This is a genomic window from Paraburkholderia sp. C35 (assembly GCF_003121405.1).
GTDB lineage: Bacteria > Pseudomonadota > Gammaproteobacteria > Burkholderiales > Burkholderiaceae > Paraburkholderia.
Window position 1 is genome coordinate 1 of record NZ_QBUY01000107.1, and the last position, 15,858, is coordinate 15,858.

A 15,858-nucleotide genomic window follows, 5' to 3' on the forward strand; every position below is an offset into this window, starting at 1 on the left:
CCAACCCCTCCCCCCCCCCACCTCCAACCCCGGAACCAGCCCCCAACCCGTCCGGGGTCGCATGCGCTCCCGGGGCACTCCCGCTTCGCGCTCTCTCCTCCGGAATCAGCCCGGCTCCCTCACCGGTAGGTGCCTCCGGGCGAGTGCAGGGTGCTCCGCACCCGCTTGGGGTTGGCACCGAGGCACCGCCTTACCCTCTGACCACGTCGACAGCCCGACCACATTTCCAAACGCAGGGTGCTTCACACCCTGGGCAAAGCGATCACCGCTTTCGCGGTGACGTGCAGGTCTCCCCCGTTGTGCGTCGATCCATCCCTTGGCGGTCTGCCCCCGGTTCGCCTTTCCCGGACGCCTACACGAACGGTCCCCCGATGGTCCATGGGCGCGCTCCGCTTTCGCCGGCACCCGATCCCCTCGCTCCCTTCGGTCGCTCACGGCGTGCGGCTTTGGTCTCACCCACGGCCCGGGTCCCTTGCTCGTGTTCATCGGCGCCAGGCGAAACCCGATGGCAGGACAACCACCAAGGAGCAAGGACCATGACCAGCGCACAACAGACCCGCACGACCAACGCAAACCGCGCTTTCCGCGCACCCCAGGCTCTCCCGACAGCAGGTTTTCAACAGCAAACCCCGGCAACGGCAACCGCACCGGCGGTCCTCGCCAACGTCCTGGACCTCGTGGGCACGGCACAACTGGTCCAAAGCGTTCTGGCGGAGGCGTTCGGCAAGTCCGGCGCACGCTTCTACGTGAAGACGCACCAAGCGGACAACCACACGCGGGTGATGGTCGAATGGGTGGACGGTCCCAGCGAGAAGCAGGTCCTCAAGCTCCTACTCCCGCTCCAGGCATCGACCCCGGGCACGTTCGGCGGAAAGACCCCGGTCGAGCACTTCCGTTTGACCGCACAAGGTCCGCAGCGCGTGACACTGGGCGCGGACCGGATCACCGTGCGTCGATCGTTCTCCGCAGGTCTGATCGGCGGCGTCCTGCAGCGCATCGCGCACCGCCACGCCGGCCGCATGACCCCCGAGGTCCGCAAGCTCCTGACGGTTGAAGCGTTCAAGAAAGGTGCCCTCGCGGCAGTGGTCCTCTACGGTGTCCACTTCGCCGGCAACACGCTGCACACCGACGTCGAAACGGCGCTCCAGGACCACACGACCGTCCAGGGCTTCCCGCGCAGCGCAACGGCAGCGGCGATTTGCACGCGCAAGCCGCTCAAGGCATGACGAACGAGCACGGGACCGCACGCTACGGTTTGTCGGTCCCGCTCCCCATCGACACATCGGAGATCCACGACCATGACCACGACCTACAAAAGCACCGACCCCTACCTCGAGGCACGGGGGGACTTCGTTCTGGCGAAGATTGCCATGATCGGCGACCCGAACGCCGAGGACATGACGTACGAGGCGCTGATCGAGGCGCAGGTGCTCGGTTACCGCGACGCGTCCGTGGCGCACGAGACGGGGGAAGACATCGAATGTTCTCCCTTTTTCGCAGACGTGCCGGAACTCAAACGGGAATGGCTGGACGGATGGAGCCGGCACGACGAAATGGCCGAAATGGCGGAATGCTCGGGCTGCAACAACTCGCGCGGCGACCCGTGTCCCATCCATGGGTGAACTGCAAAACGAAGCGGACCCGAGGGTCCGCTTTTGCTTGGGGCGTGACGATCAGTGCCGCGTCGGATGCCCGGCGTTCGGGTCGGCGAGGACGTTGTGCATCGCCGTGTTTGCCGTCTCCTCGCACGCCGACGCTGATTCGATCGCGGCGTCGAGATTCGCGATGGCGGATTCAATGATCGGGAGGCCGGACGGGTCCTGCTTCTTCATGTCCTCGAGGTTCGAGCGCAGGTGACCCAGGAGTGTCCGGGCGCTCGCCAAGTCGCCGTGTTCGATCGCCGCAGTGATCTTGGCAGGACCGTCACGGTCAATGACCACGATGGGGCGTTGGGCGGGCGATTGATCCAAGGCAGGGGCCGAGGCATGGGCGGGGCGAATCTTGCTGATGAGCGTTTTGAACATGGTCTCCTCCGTTGGTTTATGTGCCCAGTGTTTGGGCGATGATGTACAGATAGCAGAAGCAGGCAGGAATGCAACAAGCCTTCGGGAAAAACCTGAAACGGCGAGGAGGGCGGGATCCATCCCTCCGGGCGATGGCGCGAAGCGGATCGCACGAGCGCGTCAGCGCTCCATGATCGGTTTGCGCGCGTTTCGCTTCACCATCAGGTGCAACACCACCTGAAACGAAAACATTCTTCGCAACCCCTCTTGTGTTCTGCGCCACTTGAGCTAACCTGGGTTTGCAGCACCTCACACCGTTCAACCTGGGTCGCACAAAGCGACCAGACCGAAAGCCCGGCGAACCCCGTCGGGCTTTTTCATTGGAGTTCATCTCATGAACAACTTGATCGCAAGGCCGTTGACCCCGAAGGTCTGGACCATCCCGAGCAACCCACTTCAGAAGCACCGAAGCGACCTGCTGAACGGTCTGATCCAGCGCGCGGGCGTGATGGTCGAGCAACGCAAGCCCAAACTGGTCGAACAGTTTGTGAGCGAACTCGGTCACGTTCGGGAGGACGACGAGACGTTCTCATTGGTTCCGCCGCAGACCGTTCGGACCTGGAACGATGCAGAAAAATGGTTGATGCGTCAGACGCTACGGTTTGGAGGGGTACCACTGGACGAGATCGTTCCGCTGATCAATCGGGATACGGCGGCGATGGCTTTTAGCCTCGCGACGGGTTTTATGACCCAGCGTCTCGACGTGGTGCTACACACCATCCCGTTTCTGGACAACCCGGAACAACTGCTGGGCAATCGGTGCGTGCTCGCAAACTCAGAGTGTTTGGACGCATTGCTCGCACGGATCACCCCCGAGGTGTTGAACGCAGATTCCAGCGATGGGTCCTGGAAGGTGGCCCACTGGGAGAATGCCATCCACGGCCATGGAGTAGAGCAGGAACACACCGAGGAGCATTACCTCAACGTGATTCTCCCGAGGCTCCATGCCGCCGGCGCGGACCTCATGGACGACCGGTTCGAAGGAATCATCCCGCAGGAGCGTCAACCCTTTGCACCAGACCTGCCCAACGGGCGCATCGCGCTCGCGACCTATCGGCGGCAAGTGCTCGCGGCAGAACTGCACGCGATCGCCGACGAAGTGGCAACGACACCCGCACAACCACGCGCTCGCAAGCGCCTTTAACAGGAGACCACCATGCTCCCCCGCACCTCGCTTGTGGAAATGCTTCGCCGTAACCCGTTCAACATGGCCGCTCGCTACCTGACGCAGACGACGGCGGAGGACCTGCGCGACGAGTACATCGCCACCGTGGGCGGTGATTGGGACCCGGCCGAGGTGCTGAACCTCTGCATGCTCGACCCCGACACGGCCCAGGCGCACATCACCGCGGCGGTGCGGGCACAACTGCACACGCTCGCCGACGAAGCGATGTCCGACGATGCGCCCGCTCAACCCCGCCCTCGTGCGCGACTATAAGGAGACCATCATGGCAAACCTGCGAGCCCTGTTTCTGAAGCTCACCCGGTCCCCGAAACCGGAGTACGAGTACGACGCAAACGGACATATCGTCATTCGGCCGGTCCTGATAGAACGTCTTGCGCAACCACACTGGTGGAGCAAAGCACTCTTGATCGCAGGGGCTCAAGGACATAAAAGCCCAACGGCGCCCACCATCGTCCAGCGGTATCGGACCTTCGCGGGGTACGTCAAGCTCTACCTGTACTGCCGACGCCAACTCCATTGTCTCGGCTACCGAGACGTTCGGGCACTGCTCATGTCCGGCACGGCGGAACACATTGCAGCCTACACCATCGCCATAGCCGATGAGTTCTACGCAGACGATCTCGAGCTACGCGCGTGGCACGTTCACGAGATGCTTCAACGCTTGCTGAAAGCCCGGCGAGGTGGCGTGCTCCCCAGCATGGATGGGTCGGAGCCCCGGCATCGAGCGTTCATCGTGGACGTCGTCCGGGCGCTGCTCGATCAAGGTTTTCCACCCCACCTGTTGGTGCGCTCACCGCGTTCATCGATAGAGTGGCTATGCTGCGAACCCACGGTCTACCAGCGGCTCATCTTGGACATGACACGCGAAGACCTCGACACCGGCGTGGTCGAAAGTTATGGGACGGGCCAGATGGCGTGGTTCGTGTTCCTTGAGGCGACCACGTACTGTGTGAATCCTGCGAAACGACAGGACGTGATGATCGACCAAGTGGTGCTCTTGCGCAACAAGGGTGTCGATGTGACGGTCGAGCGTCTTGAAAGCCTGCTGTACAACATGCGGTCAAGAATCTACGCGGGTGCTCGAGACGTCATTCCACTGCTGAAGGAGGTGGACGTCGAGCTTCGTCGCCGCGAAGCGGAAGCGCTCAACGCGATCGCTGACCAGACGATGGCGGAGACGGAGCAAGAGGCACCGGTCTACGTTCGCAAGCGAATGTGAGCGGGACGCGATCCCTTCGGGCAACCCTAAAACGGCAGGGAGGCACCATCCCGCGAACGCCAACGGCGAGCAGATGGCGGGCTCCATCCCTCCGGGCGATGGCGCGAAGCGGGTCGCCCAGGCGCGTCAGCGCCCCAGGTCTTGGGTTGTCATCGCATCAGGTGCAACGCACCCCATGACGCAAGTATTTTTGCATTTTTAAGGGTACGGCGCTCGTTTTGCTATTGACTTAAAAATCCCTGGAGAGACGATAAGGGCACAACGTTCCCACCGGGCTGCATACCGCAGCCATGACCGAGAAGCCCTCTGGCCTAAACCGCCGGAGGGCTTTTTTTTTGGAGCCCCGCCATGCGTTTCCTTCACATCGCCGTATCCGCGCTTCTGGCTCTTTTCATCGTGTTCGTCTTCTTAATACTGCCCAAGCGCGTGGACAGTATGGTCCTGGGAAACACCGATTCGAAGACGGTTCAACTGTATGACGGCGGCAAGCTCATCGGTCAGTGGACGACGGCGGGTTCGATCGACATGCCGCACGACGGGCACGGTGCTTACCAGTTTCGCGACGCAGCGACCGGGCACCTGATCCAGGTGACGGGCACTGTCGTCATCACCGCCTGGTAACCCCATCCATCCAACAAGGAGACCATCCATCATGCACCGCACTCCTCTTACCTTCTTCGGCCTTGCTCTGGCGACGCTGGCTCTGGCGACGATCACCGGCCAACACGGAGGAAACAGTCCGATGTCGGCGGAGACCTACTGGCTGGCGTTCTCGGCGTTCATCACCGTGGGGATCCTCTGGTACGCCGTACGCGGTTTCGACCACATGAGCACAAGCCAGGCTCGCGAAACGGCCGATCTGGAGGAAATCGCAGACCGACTGGACGACGACGACATCGCCCGGCTGATCGAAGCTCGAAAGAATGAACCGAGGATCGTCGTGGGGTTCAACGACCTTTAACACTTACCACCTTCGTCCTCCCAGTCGCCAGTCCCTCGGGGCTGGTTTTGGGGTACAGGCACCGCCGGTGCCCATAACCCAAGGAGGACTTCCAATCATGATCAACGCATCGTTCGACCTTTCCTACCTCGTTCTGGCCATCATCAGCATCCCCCTCGTCGCGTTCACCGTCTTCAGCGTGCTCGGGCTCGTCATCACCGCCGTTCTCGTGCTGTCCCTGGGCGTCGGGTTCCTCGCGGGGATGGTGCTGTTCAACGTCGCCACGATCATCTTGTTCCCCATCACGGTGGTGATCGTCGCGGCGCTGGTGGCCACGCTGCTGTTCGCCCAGATCACCGGGCCGGAAGTGCGCAACACCAGCAATCTGTGAGGGCATCATGACCACCGTACCATCCACACACTACCGACGCTTCCCAAGCGGCGAGGATCCGGCGATCAAGGCAATCGTGCGGTTGCCCTGGAAAGAGCGAAACACGTCCTGCCTCGCAGCGTACGTTGAGCACGGCCTGAACGTGCTGGATCTGCTGATCGAGCCGATGTTTTTCCAGGATCACCGCGAGAAACCGGACGTCGTGGCGCTCCTCAAAACCGCACTACGTTTCGTCACTGCGGAAGGGCTCAACAGCACGGTCGAAACAGGCTTTAAGGGCGGCCGGCTGTCGGTCTGGTTCTGCATCGTGGCAGAACTTGAGTCGTTATCCGACGTGACCCTCGTCATTGAGTTGCTGCGCGACGCCGAGGCAGCGTTCGACGGATTTACCGACGACGACGACGAGGAATACGCCGATCTACTGGAAGGCCGGAGCATGGCGGAAATCCGGCGCGTCGGGTGCCGGCAGCGCGTCGAGCGCGAGCGGTTAACGCTCGCGGCGGCGGTGGAATCGGTCGAGGGTACGACACCATCGGCAAGGAGAAAGCGGCTCTGAGCCGATCGGGGTGCATCGGCACCCCGACTTGACCAGCCCACTGGACGATGGCACCGGAAACCCGGTCCCACGATCTTGTGATTTTCCGTCCGGTCGCTAGTGTGGGTCGAACGAGGTCCGGCACGAGACCGAGACCAACCACCGAGGAAGCCACCATCCATGAATGAGATCTTGGACATGCAGATCCTGCGGACCCGGCTCGCGGCAGAACCGCCCGGTTCAGACGAACGGTTCAAACTGATCCGTGAGGCGAGGATAGACCACGGACAGGGCGTACTCTATCGCGAGTGCGTGCAGCGAAACGACGAAACCACCGATCGCGACGAGGCAGAAAATCACTGGATCGCCGAAGTGTCGTCGTTCACCCCGGAGGACTCACAACGAATCACCATCCCGACGGGGATCGACACGGACGTCCACGAGGCGCACCGCAGGTTTCTCCGCGCGCTCCCGGACTGGCGCCGTAGCATCCCAAAAATGCTGAGCGACCCGGCAATATGGGAGGACGGTGGCGACCTGTTGATGTACGCGCTCATCGAAACGATGTTGACCAGGGACCTCTACACAACGATGCAAGAGGAGGTCTGGATGCACATCCTGGCTTGCACGACGAAGCATCCCGGAAAACGTCGTGACCAACGGCACCTCCCGGACATCGAACACGCGTGGCACCTTCTCGACGTCGCAAGGACGCTCTTCGATCGGCACAGGAAAGACGGGAGCCCTTGGCAAAATGCGGATGGGTGGTTCACCCCCAACACATTGGTCCGGATCACGAGGCGTAGTGGGTGGAATGTCCCATCGACCTTCAAAGCGTTGGACCGTCCCATGCAGGCGCTGTTCCGGCGTTACGTGGACCACCACTACGACCTGGCGCTCAGCAACCTGCACGAGACCGCACGTCACAAACCGAACGGCCGCAAGCGCGTTCGAATCCGGCGCCGCCTCGGCGCTTTGCTCTCCCAGACCCACGACTCGATCGACCACCTCGAACGCTGGATCGTGGTCCGGGACCGCCTGGTCGCGATGGGCATCACGACGGTGCCACTGGCGAACGGAATGCTCTTATGCCGCGTCCTTCAGGTTCCGATGCTTCACGAAGAGGACGCGATGCGATGGACCCTACGTCTGCTCAGCGAGGGTGTTGACCCCGTCATCGAGTTTTCGACGTTGTCCTACTCGGTCGGCGCGGCGGCGCAAAGCGGGTGGACCGACATCGTGGACCTGCTGCTCGGGCACGGTGCGAGCCTCGCCGGCGACTTCGGGGCGGAGGCGGTGCTCGGCGCCATTCACTGCGGGCACCACGCGATGGTCGAGCACCTGCTGAACCGTGATGCTTCGACACACGACGTGTTCGCCTACCTCGACAGCGACCGCTTCGAGCGGAGCAGGTTCGCCGATATGGACCCCGACCACGTGCGGGCGGTGCTGCAGGCACGCGAGGAGAAAATGCTGAGCGAGGTGGTGGCGGATCTCCCCGAGATGCAGGCAAAACCGCGGCGCCGGCTCTGAGTCTCATGCTGATCCAGCGCGAGCAGGCGGTTCTGCGCGAGGCGCTGGTCGAAGCAGAAACCGACGTAGAACCTGCGGCACCGGTGCGCAGTCGCCGACGTCTTTGACTCCGCTGCATTGACTTCAGAAGTCGTTGTCTTAACCTGGGGCATCGGGCGGCAACGCTCATTCATGCACGAGACCCATGACCATCACCGTAGCCGACCTCGATCCCACCACAGCCAATAACTTTCGGGCCACCGCCCGAGCGATCGACGACGATGTCGCCAGCGGCATCACGGTCGAAGACGCCCTCACCAAGTTGGGCGACTTCTGGTGGAAAGAAGCCAATCTGCTGGCCCATTGGAGCCTTTCAGTCCAAGCGATGCTGAACAAGCGGGAGGTCATGCGCCAACAGGCCGTGCTTCGCGAGGCGCTGAACGAAGCAGAACCCGAGGCGGAAACGGCGACACCGCGCGGACGTCGCCGTTTGTAAGGCGAGGCGGCGAATCCACAGCACAGCGCAAAGCCCTGGTCACCCCGGGCTTTTCACATCCTCCCACGCATCCGGCTCAACCCTGCTCGATCACCACTTCGCGATTCGCCTCGATCGTCGCACGCCGGCGTTCCCGCCGCTCAATCAGCGGTTTGTCCAATGCGATCGAGGGATCTTCAGTGTCCAGCGACGGTTGCGGACGGTCCGGCGGCATCCGCATGACGATGACGAACAACGCCGTCACCTGCACCGCCAGGAGGAACGGCCACAACCCAACGATCGGTTCAAGCATCGCAAGCAGGACGCACACCGCGATCGCGCTCCATTCCATCACGTGCACGACCTTCTGAACCAGCGTGTGCGGCTTGTCGGGCAGGGTCGTGACGCCAAAGAACGATGCGATCGCGTGAAGCGGTCGCATCGCGTGACGGATGACGGAAGGTGTGCGTGCCGTGCTGGGCGAGGACGGGGCGCGCGGCAGCAGTCGATCCGCGACGTCGATGGGTGGGGCGAACGTCGGACGGGCAACAGCCGGGACGACGCGGGTGCGTGGAACGGTCGGTTTGCGCATGGTCTCCTCCTCTCGTGGTCGGTGGCGCCGTCGTGGAACGCGGCGATGGGGTAGATCCAGGGTAGGGGATGCAGCGGCGTTGGCAAGAGCTTGGAAGGGAAAAACAAGGGCCGCAAGCGGAAAAACCTCAAACGGCGGGAAGGGGCACGCGCCCGCGTGACACCTTCGGTGCTGGACGGCGGGCTCCACCCCACCACCAGGTGCTGCGCACCCTGATCCGAAGAAAATGGCGCGAAGCGGGTCGCCCGGGACCGCTAGGTCCCCAGTGTTTTCATCCCCTGTTGCAATCCTCGCGCCGTTTGGTATCGGTACGTCCCCAGGCGTTCGGCGCCATCACATCGGAGGGAAAGATGATGCCCCAAGAAAATCAGATCGAGCAGCGCACCTACACGTTACTACGCACCGGGCACGCCGCTGCGATCGGGCTCGTGGCGGTCATCGCGCTTGTCACCTGGCTCATCGTCGCAACCGGTCTCAACGGGTTCGTCTACGCCCATTACGCGCGCTACGAACAGGTCAGCCGCATCGTGTGTGACGCGGTGCTATTCGGCACGGCATTGTTGTTCCTCTTCTGCGTGCTGAGGAGGATCGACGTCTCGGACTTTCTCGATGAAATCGTCTAGGACCGCCCTGCGTTGGCCGGGCTCCTTCGCGGGGTGAACCTCGTCCTCACGCTCTTCTTAACCACGAAACTGTGCATTGACGTGAGCCTCGTCTGGTCCCCCCATTACGGCGGTGGCGGGTTGTCGAAGCAGGACCTGGACAGGGTCTTCTTCATGGCGTGCTGTTCGACGTTGATCGTGTTGTATGTCGTTGTATGGACCTTCGTCCGCAAGGATTTGCGGGGGCGCCTGATCACCATCACGCGCCCCGTGCGGCAGGAATAGTGATAACCCCGACGAAATGGTCGAAGCCCTGGGAGAGCCAGGGCTTTTTTTCCATGACGATAAGTTGCATCCGCGAAGCGTCAGACGCTACCCCGGCCGGTCCAGGCCATCACCCCGCACAGCGCTCGCGGATCCGGGCGGGGCTCATCCTGCGCTGGGTGCATCACACTCCAGAAACAGAAAAATAACGCCTCCCGGCTCTTGTGTTTCACGACCAAAGCAGTAGGGTGGGTTGATAGCGCGTGGAACGAAACAGGCGGAACAACCGCCCCGCCAGACAGCGCGCACGGTGCTCACCACGTCGGGTGAGCGACAACCCAAGGAGGAGACCCCATGATTCGCGAGCTTTCTTTTGAAGTTATGACGGCACTGGCCTACCTGGACATCGTCCTGGTCGCTGCCATCTTCGCAATGTATGTCACGAGCATTGCGAAGATCCCTCACCGTTTGCGGGGCAAGTTCATCAAGACGTTCAACTCAAACGACAAGTTCTGGCTTTACGGGGCGCCGGCCCTGACGTTGTCCGTCTACATAGGCTGTCACTTTCTCGGATTCTCCATCGCGCAGGTAGCGCGCATGGGAAATATGTTCGTGGGCATCCTCACGCTGATCGGTACCGTGGTGGCGGGGGGCGGGGGCGGTATGACCGCGCTTCTCAAAGCGGGCCGTGTGCGAAAAGCCATCGTCCAGGCCCTCAAAGAACACAACATGGCTCGATCGCAAACCGGCGTCGTTCGCACTTGGGGCGACGGCCCGGACCCGATGACCCTCGACCACGAAACGATCAAGGCGCGTGCGGACAAGATCATGGCGGAGCACAACTGCGATCGGCGCATCGCCGTGACCATGGTCCTGCACCCCGAAGCGAAAATGCCGGAGGAGGCTGAACGTATCAGTAAGTTCGCGAGCTTCGTGGCGGCCGCCTATCCCGTCAATCGGACGATCAACAAATCCTGATCGGGTCCGGCACGTGTGATGAGGCGCACTCCGATCACGATCATCGACTGCCGGCGCGGCAGAACCGAGATCACATAAATCCTGCGCTCCGGCTCTTGTGCTCGTCGGTCGAGGCGGTAACCTGGGTTAAGAGCACGTGCGTGCTTCGACCGTTGTCCAACCATCATCCACTAATCAGGAGGATTCTCATGTTCAAACTCTACGACCGCTGGGCATCTCAAGGTGCCAGTGCGTTTGATCGTATTCAAATGCGCGTGCAGATGGCCATCGCAATCCCCTCGCTCCTGGCGTTCATCGCGGTCGTCATGATCAGCGCCGTCATGGTGGCGCAGGGAGCAGGCATCGGCTCTGTGCTTCTGACCGTGTTGAAGGGAGGCGCCTTCGTCTTCGGCTGGCTCATCGTCGTCGGCGGGGCACACGTCTACTCGCTTTACCGGTGGCAGCAGCAGTCGCCCATCGGGCGTACGATCTGGTCGTAATGGCGCTTCCCGCAGCACCCTCACGCATGACGTCCGCGCCACCTTCGGGTGGCGTTCCCGTTCTGAAATCGTGAAAATCACGAACCCCACCTGGGTGCTTTACACCCTGATACAACGTTCCCTCCCAACATCGCAAGTATTTTTGCGCGACCCTCTTGAGTTCCGAGCCACTCGAGCTAAGGTGGTGTAGGCGATGCGCGTTTCCGCGAGCAAGCCCGACACCACCAGGAGGACGTCATGCACGCTTACACCGCCCGGGACCGCGCCCTTGAACTCGCCTTGCTGTCTGCACACGTCGTCAGCATCGACGGCTCCACCTCCACCACCCGCACCGATTACACACCCAGTATCGACGAAGACGGGTATATCCGGATGGTCGAGCGGGCACCTGCACCGATTCACATCGAACTCGCCTTGACGCTGAACGGACGCGAGCACCTGGTTCACCTGGTGCGTGACGAGCACCGCGAGGTGCACCTGGACGGCTGGCAAGGTTCTGGCGTCGCCGGCGTTTGGCTCTCAGCGCTCGATCTTTTCGGCCTGCGCTTCACGTTCAGCAAAGTCCAGAACGCGGTCGCCGAACTGGGCGGCTGGCTGCAGGGCGATGGAAAAACGTCCGAGGTCGCGACGTTCATCGACGTGATCACCCTCGCGCTCGAATCGATGGGACGAGGGGCGGCGGACGACTTCGAAGCAAAGTACAACCCCTACCCGGCGTTCACCCTCGCGCTCGCAGCCTGAACCGGTTGGGGCACCCACGTTCGACCAGGGCCAGTCCGACCAGGGCTGGTTTTCCGGTACAGGCACCACCCGGTGCCTCAACCCGGAGACCCCCGCATGAACACCCTTCTCAAGCTCGGCGCCGCCACCTTGCTGCTCCTCGGCGTCGCGCTGTCCGTCGCACTGATCGTCACGATCTTGTCGAACGAGAACGCGCCGTCCGACGACGGCACCCGTTCCGTGGCGGCGGCGCAGGCTCAAACGCCCGCCGCACCGGAGAACGACGCGACCTACGGGCTTGACCTCGACAAGCAGACCGTTGCGCGATCGAAGGCGACCCTCGACGCACGGGACGGGGTGCAGCGATGAACCAGCGAATCTTCGATCTCGACGACGTGCACGCGATAAGCGACGCGTTCACCGTGACCGAGCTTCGCTGGGTGACGCTTCCCGACGCCTGGAAGAAGGTCATTCCGCACGCAGAACGCGAGATTCCACTCAAGGACGACGACGGGTGGATCGCGGTGCAAAGGCGGGTATGGGGTTCGGACTTTGTCGACGGCAAACACGTATGGCCCAACGGGCAGGTGTGCTACACCCGGCACGTGTTGAGCGACATCCTGCTTGACCAGGAGCGCGACTGGTCTGTGGGGCTGGACGAGCTTGATCGTCGGTACGAGGCGATCGTCGCAGAACGTCTGGCGAAGCCTAACACCCGGCGGCACCTCTTCTCGGGGCTTGAGGTGTCATGGATGAAGCGGACGAACACGTTCGAAGAGGTGCTGGACCCCTTGTGGCTGGGCATCATCGAGTTGAATCGCGGTGGGACGTCCAACTGGATCAAATGCGAATATGGTGAAGGTGGTGCGAGCGGCGCGGTCGAAATGGAAGACTGGGACAACAAATCCGAGGTGGAGGTGATGGCGATTCTCGGCGCAACGGGCGGCGGGTTCGACCGATACGCGCTCAACATCATGACCCGCTACCTCGACGCGCTGAACGACGTCGCGCTGTGCTCGACCGCCGACCAGGCGATGGCGGAGCAGGGCGACGAGCAACCCGTCCGCCGTGCGCGGGCCAGGCTCTGACCCATTCCACGGCAAATATTGACAGTGGTCCCGGGCTGGAGCGACAAATGTGGCTCTTGCACACGCGACCCGCTGGAGACATGCCAGCGATCCGCCCGTTCGTCGGGGCACTTCCCCCAAACGAACCGGAGCGGTGCAATGTGCTACTCGTCATCGAAAGACTACAACAATCAGGTCAAAGCGATGGTCCGCGATGGCTGGACGTTTATACCAAAAGGACGCCACAAACACGCCAAACTCGTCGCCAAGAACGGAAGATCGGTCACAGTTCCGTGCTCCCCCAGCGATCGGAACGGATTGAAATGCTTCAGGCGCCACGCCGAGCACATCGCGTCGCTACCGACGGCCGGAACGGTCGGAACGGCTCGACCACGACGAGGCTAAAACCCCCTCCGGGAGGGAAAGGCACTCCGCCCGCAGGGCACCTTCGGTGATTCCGGCGGGCACCACCGCCTGAGGTGCGTCACACCCCAACCCCTGGAAACTGCGCGGGAGCGTCGGGCCCGGAGCCTCCGGCTCCGATGGGGTTGGGGTCCCGCAGGGACACGCCATCTCCCGCGTTTGACGAGCGATGCGTCCTCTCATACGTTGATCATGTTGGCATCACCGAGAACCGCCCATGACCACCGTCGCCCCCTCCCGAATCATCGACCTTTCACGTCCTCGCACCGTCACCGACGGGCACGTGAAGATCGCCATCGACAACCGCACCGGCTCCCCGGTTCACGTCCGGGCGCTCGACCCCCGCACGCGCAACGGCAAAGCCTGCGATTGCACGTGCGTCGGGTGCGGTGAACCCCTGTCCGCAAAGCAGGGCGATGTCCAGGTGTGGCACTTCGCCCACCTCGCGTCCACCGACTGCCCGGCCACGAGCGAGACCACGCTTCACCTCGCGGCGAAAGCCGTCCTGAAAACCACCCGCACGATCGGCCTGCCGCGCTACGAGATCGGGCACTATCACAGCGTCATGGTGGCACCGCACCAACACCTGGTGAGCAACATCCGGCACGCGCTCCCGGAGCGGCCGGCGTACCAGTTCGCATCGGTGGCGGTTGAGCAGGCGTTCACCGCCGGTGTCGCCGTCCTGGACGATCACGGGGTGTGGACGCCGCACCAGGACTACCGCCTCGTCGCCGACGCGGTCGGCACCACCGGGTCCGGCAAGTCCTGTCTGATCGAGTTCGTCGTCACGCACCGGGTCGATCAGCGAAAAGAGCAGGTGCTCTTTGCGGTCGGACATCCCACCGTCGAGATCCACCTCGACCACCTCCGCGCGCACGAAGAAAGCCCCGACCTCGTCGCCCGGGTGCAAGACCACCTTGAAGGGCTGGACCGCAGGCACTGGATCGTCCCGCCGATCGACCTCGTGAAGCGCGCGGAGATCGAAGCACGGCTGCACGCGCAGAACCGCGCAGAGGTCGAACGGCTGGTTGAGGTGTGGAAGTCAACTCAAGGGTGATGGCTCGAAATACTTGTGTTTTCTAAGGCTCGAGTTATAGGTACATCCATCAGCACCCATCAAGGAGCACCACCTGACCATCTGATCTAACGGCGCAAAACGCCGATCACGTTCCCATTGGGGTGCGTTGCACCCATGACCAGCCCCACAACAAGGGCCTCCCTGGCAGAACCAGGGGGGCCCTTTTTTTATTCCCGGAGGAGACCATGCAGACCTTCAAAATCATTCGCAACATCGCAGACGTTCAACCCATCGTGGCGGACAAGAAGGAGATCCGCTTTCTGTCGCAACCGAACGGTCTAACCATCGGCTGCTACCTCTTTGCGGACAACAAGACCTTCGATTCACCCGAAGCGCTGGAATGCCGTGGCGTCGCGTTCGGCGCTGACGGGCTGATCGTCTCCCGCCCGCTGCACAAGTTTTTCAACGTCGGGGAGAAAGACTGGCTGACCCCGGACCTCCTGCTCGCCCGTGACGACATCGCCGCGGTGTTCGAAAAACTCGACGGCTCGATGATCGCAACAGCATGGGTGGACGGGCGGCTGCTGCTGCGCTCGAAAAAATCGTTCAACTCCGAGGTGGTGCAACTGGCGAACGCGTTCCTGGCAGAACCGGCGAATCAGCACATCCGCGGATTCGCGGAAGATGTGGCCAGCCGCGGCCTGACCGCGATCTTCGAGTTGACCCATCCCGACGCACGTATCGTCGTCGAACAGGACCAACCCGCCTTGCGCTTGCTCCACGTGCGCGACAACGTGTCGGGCGACTACGTGCTGCTCGACAGCACCCACGTCGTGCACACCCTGATCGGGCAATACAGCGTTCCGATGGTCCCGCGCTACGACGGCATGACCGTGGCGCAGGTCCTCGAATCGCTCGGCGGCATGGAAGGGCGCGAGGGCTACGTCATCCAGTTTCGCAACGGCGACATGACCAAGGTGAAGTGCCCGTGGTACGTGCGGCTGCACCGCAGCATCTCGTTCCTGCGCGAACGTGACATCGCACGTCTGGCGCTCGCGGAAGAACTCGACGACGTGAAGGGGGCACTCGTCGAAGCCGGCGTCACCCTCACGGCGGTGGAGGAGGTCGAGGCTCGTCTGAAAACGATCCTGGCAGAAATGATGGACCAGATCGAGACCATGTACGAGACCGGGCGACACCTGGACAGGAAGGACTTCGCGCTCGCAAACAAGGGGCATCCGCTGTTCGGCCTGGCGATGCAGCGCTACCAGGGGAAAGACGTCCCCCTGCTGGACTGGTACGAGCGCAACCGGCTGAAAGACGATTTCGGACTGCGCACGCTCGCCAGCGACACCCTCGCGGAAGCGATGGAAGGCTGAACGGCGACCCGATCG

22 protein-coding genes are annotated in these 15,858 nt (G+C 62.4%); 20 read left to right on the plus strand and 2 right to left on the minus strand.

Features of this window, described 5'->3' with window-relative positions:
- The first annotated feature begins 536 nt into the window (after positions 1-536).
- Positions 537-1,226 (plus strand): hypothetical protein, encoded by a 690-nt coding sequence (locus DK391_RS36455; RefSeq protein ID WP_109482859.1) that lies wholly within the window; start codon positions 537-539, stop codon positions 1,224-1,226.
- Between the two features lie 72 nt (positions 1,227-1,298).
- Positions 1,299-1,622, plus strand: coding sequence for a hypothetical protein (locus DK391_RS36460; protein WP_109482860.1), 324 nt, complete (start codon positions 1,299-1,301; stop codon positions 1,620-1,622).
- A 51-nt stretch (positions 1,623-1,673) separates the two neighbouring features.
- Here DK391_RS36460 and DK391_RS36465 read toward each other — a convergent pair whose 3' ends face one another.
- Entirely contained in the window at positions 1,674-2,024 is a 351-nt protein-coding gene (locus tag DK391_RS36465; RefSeq protein ID WP_109482861.1) for a hypothetical protein, read from the minus strand.
- A 373-nt stretch (positions 2,025-2,397) separates the two neighbouring features.
- Here DK391_RS36465 and DK391_RS36470 point away from each other — a divergent pair, with 373 nt between their 5' ends.
- From DK391_RS36470 to DK391_RS36510, 9 genes are all read left to right on the plus strand, one after another.
- Positions 2,398-3,207, plus strand: coding sequence for a hypothetical protein (locus DK391_RS36470; RefSeq protein WP_109482862.1), 810 nt, complete (start codon positions 2,398-2,400; stop codon positions 3,205-3,207).
- 12 nt (positions 3,208-3,219) lie between these two features.
- Positions 3,220-3,501 carry a hypothetical protein gene (locus tag DK391_RS36475; protein ID WP_109482863.1) on the plus strand — a complete coding sequence of 94 codons (282 nt, stop codon included), beginning with the start codon at positions 3,220-3,222 and terminating at the stop codon, positions 3,499-3,501.
- A 10-nt stretch (positions 3,502-3,511) separates the two neighbouring features.
- The gene (locus DK391_RS36480; protein ID WP_109482864.1) at positions 3,512-4,468 is read left to right on the plus strand and encodes a hypothetical protein; all 957 of its coding nucleotides are present in this window, start codon (positions 3,512-3,514) and stop codon (positions 4,466-4,468) included.
- Positions 4,469-4,816: 348 nt separating this feature from the next.
- Entirely contained in the window at positions 4,817-5,089 is a 273-nt protein-coding gene (locus DK391_RS36485) for a hypothetical protein (RefSeq protein WP_109482865.1), read from the plus strand.
- Positions 5,090-5,120: 31 nt separating this feature from the next.
- Positions 5,121-5,429 (plus strand): hypothetical protein, encoded by a 309-nt coding sequence (locus DK391_RS36490; RefSeq protein WP_109482866.1) that lies wholly within the window; start codon positions 5,121-5,123, stop codon positions 5,427-5,429.
- A 97-nt stretch (positions 5,430-5,526) separates the two neighbouring features.
- A complete protein-coding gene (locus DK391_RS36495) occupies positions 5,527-5,799 on the plus strand; it encodes a hypothetical protein (RefSeq protein WP_109482867.1) in 273 nt (90 codons plus the stop codon).
- A gap of 7 nt (positions 5,800-5,806) precedes the next feature.
- Positions 5,807-6,355 (plus strand): hypothetical protein, encoded by a 549-nt coding sequence (locus DK391_RS36500; protein ID WP_109482868.1) that lies wholly within the window; start codon positions 5,807-5,809, stop codon positions 6,353-6,355.
- Between the two features lie 159 nt (positions 6,356-6,514).
- On the plus strand, positions 6,515-7,867 hold the full coding sequence (locus DK391_RS36505; RefSeq protein ID WP_109482869.1) for a hypothetical protein: 1,353 nt from the start codon (positions 6,515-6,517) through the stop codon (positions 7,865-7,867).
- Positions 7,868-8,051: 184 nt separating this feature from the next.
- Positions 8,052-8,342, plus strand: coding sequence for a hypothetical protein (locus tag DK391_RS36510; RefSeq protein ID WP_109482870.1), 291 nt, complete (start codon positions 8,052-8,054; stop codon positions 8,340-8,342).
- A 76-nt stretch (positions 8,343-8,418) separates the two neighbouring features.
- Here DK391_RS36510 and DK391_RS36515 read toward each other — a convergent pair whose 3' ends face one another.
- Positions 8,419-8,913 (minus strand): hypothetical protein, encoded by a 495-nt coding sequence (locus DK391_RS36515; protein ID WP_109482871.1) that lies wholly within the window; start codon positions 8,911-8,913, stop codon positions 8,419-8,421.
- Between the two features lie 350 nt (positions 8,914-9,263).
- Between DK391_RS36515 and DK391_RS36520 the strand changes: the two genes are divergently transcribed.
- The 9 genes from DK391_RS36520 (at position 9,264) to DK391_RS36560 (ending at position 15,843) form a co-directional block, all read left to right on the plus strand.
- Entirely contained in the window at positions 9,264-9,536 is a 273-nt protein-coding gene (locus tag DK391_RS36520; RefSeq protein ID WP_109482872.1) for a hypothetical protein, read from the plus strand.
- 12 nt (positions 9,537-9,548) lie between these two features.
- Complete coding sequence (locus DK391_RS36525) at positions 9,549-9,800, plus strand: hypothetical protein (protein WP_109482873.1); 252 nt, start codon at positions 9,549-9,551, stop codon at positions 9,798-9,800.
- A gap of 333 nt (positions 9,801-10,133) precedes the next feature.
- Entirely contained in the window at positions 10,134-10,757 is a 624-nt protein-coding gene (locus tag DK391_RS36530; RefSeq protein WP_109482874.1) for a hypothetical protein, read from the plus strand.
- Positions 10,758-10,945: 188 nt separating this feature from the next.
- Positions 10,946-11,236, plus strand: a complete 291-nt coding sequence (locus DK391_RS36535) for a hypothetical protein (protein WP_109482875.1) — start codon at positions 10,946-10,948, stop codon at positions 11,234-11,236.
- 237 nt (positions 11,237-11,473) lie between these two features.
- Positions 11,474-11,977: a hypothetical protein gene (locus tag DK391_RS36540; RefSeq protein WP_109482876.1), complete on the plus strand. Its 504-nt coding sequence runs from the start codon at positions 11,474-11,476 to the stop codon at positions 11,975-11,977.
- 96 nt (positions 11,978-12,073) lie between these two features.
- Complete coding sequence (locus tag DK391_RS36545; protein ID WP_109482877.1) at positions 12,074-12,325, plus strand: hypothetical protein; 252 nt, start codon at positions 12,074-12,076, stop codon at positions 12,323-12,325.
- Positions 12,322-13,044, plus strand: a complete 723-nt coding sequence (locus tag DK391_RS36550; RefSeq protein WP_109482878.1) for a hypothetical protein — start codon at positions 12,322-12,324, stop codon at positions 13,042-13,044. The genes DK391_RS36545 and DK391_RS36550 overlap by 4 nt, the downstream gene beginning before the upstream one ends.
- A gap of 619 nt (positions 13,045-13,663) precedes the next feature.
- Entirely contained in the window at positions 13,664-14,503 is an 840-nt protein-coding gene (locus DK391_RS36555) for a competence protein CoiA family protein (protein ID WP_109482879.1), read from the plus strand.
- 206 nt (positions 14,504-14,709) lie between these two features.
- Positions 14,710-15,843, plus strand: a complete 1,134-nt coding sequence (locus DK391_RS36560; protein ID WP_109482880.1) for an RNA ligase — start codon at positions 14,710-14,712, stop codon at positions 15,841-15,843.
- The last annotated feature ends 15 nt before the right edge of the window (positions 15,844-15,858 follow it).

Coding starts and splice junctions, on each gene's coding strand:
- DK391_RS36520 (WP_109482872.1), top strand. CDS start 9,264: ATGATGCCCCAAGAAAATCAGATCGAGCAGCGCACCTACACGTTACTA.
- DK391_RS36485 (WP_109482865.1), top strand. CDS start 4,817: ATGCGTTTCCTTCACATCGCCGTATCCGCGCTTCTGGCTCTTTTCATC.
- DK391_RS36475 (WP_109482863.1), top strand. CDS start 3,220: ATGCTCCCCCGCACCTCGCTTGTGGAAATGCTTCGCCGTAACCCGTTC.
- DK391_RS36510 (WP_109482870.1), top strand. CDS start 8,052: ATGACCATCACCGTAGCCGACCTCGATCCCACCACAGCCAATAACTTT.
- DK391_RS36540 (WP_109482876.1), top strand. CDS start 11,474: ATGCACGCTTACACCGCCCGGGACCGCGCCCTTGAACTCGCCTTGCTG.
- DK391_RS36495 (WP_109482867.1), top strand. CDS start 5,527: ATGATCAACGCATCGTTCGACCTTTCCTACCTCGTTCTGGCCATCATC.
- DK391_RS36545 (WP_109482877.1), top strand. CDS start 12,074: ATGAACACCCTTCTCAAGCTCGGCGCCGCCACCTTGCTGCTCCTCGGC.
- DK391_RS36455 (WP_109482859.1), top strand. CDS start 537: ATGACCAGCGCACAACAGACCCGCACGACCAACGCAAACCGCGCTTTC.
- DK391_RS36535 (WP_109482875.1), top strand. CDS start 10,946: ATGTTCAAACTCTACGACCGCTGGGCATCTCAAGGTGCCAGTGCGTTT.
- DK391_RS36490 (WP_109482866.1), top strand. CDS start 5,121: ATGCACCGCACTCCTCTTACCTTCTTCGGCCTTGCTCTGGCGACGCTG.
- DK391_RS36505 (WP_109482869.1), top strand. CDS start 6,515: ATGAATGAGATCTTGGACATGCAGATCCTGCGGACCCGGCTCGCGGCA.
- DK391_RS36550 (WP_109482878.1), top strand. CDS start 12,322: ATGAACCAGCGAATCTTCGATCTCGACGACGTGCACGCGATAAGCGAC.
- DK391_RS36530 (WP_109482874.1), top strand. CDS start 10,134: ATGATTCGCGAGCTTTCTTTTGAAGTTATGACGGCACTGGCCTACCTG.
- DK391_RS36460 (WP_109482860.1), top strand. CDS start 1,299: ATGACCACGACCTACAAAAGCACCGACCCCTACCTCGAGGCACGGGGG.
- DK391_RS36560 (WP_109482880.1), top strand. CDS start 14,710: ATGCAGACCTTCAAAATCATTCGCAACATCGCAGACGTTCAACCCATC.
- DK391_RS36555 (WP_109482879.1), top strand. CDS start 13,664: ATGACCACCGTCGCCCCCTCCCGAATCATCGACCTTTCACGTCCTCGC.
- DK391_RS36515 (WP_109482871.1), bottom strand. CDS start 8,913: ATGCGCAAACCGACCGTTCCACGCACCCGCGTCGTCCCGGCTGTTGCC.
- DK391_RS36465 (WP_109482861.1), bottom strand. CDS start 2,024: ATGTTCAAAACGCTCATCAGCAAGATTCGCCCCGCCCATGCCTCGGCC.
- DK391_RS36480 (WP_109482864.1), top strand. CDS start 3,512: ATGGCAAACCTGCGAGCCCTGTTTCTGAAGCTCACCCGGTCCCCGAAA.
- DK391_RS36470 (WP_109482862.1), top strand. CDS start 2,398: ATGAACAACTTGATCGCAAGGCCGTTGACCCCGAAGGTCTGGACCATC.
- DK391_RS36500 (WP_109482868.1), top strand. CDS start 5,807: ATGACCACCGTACCATCCACACACTACCGACGCTTCCCAAGCGGCGAG.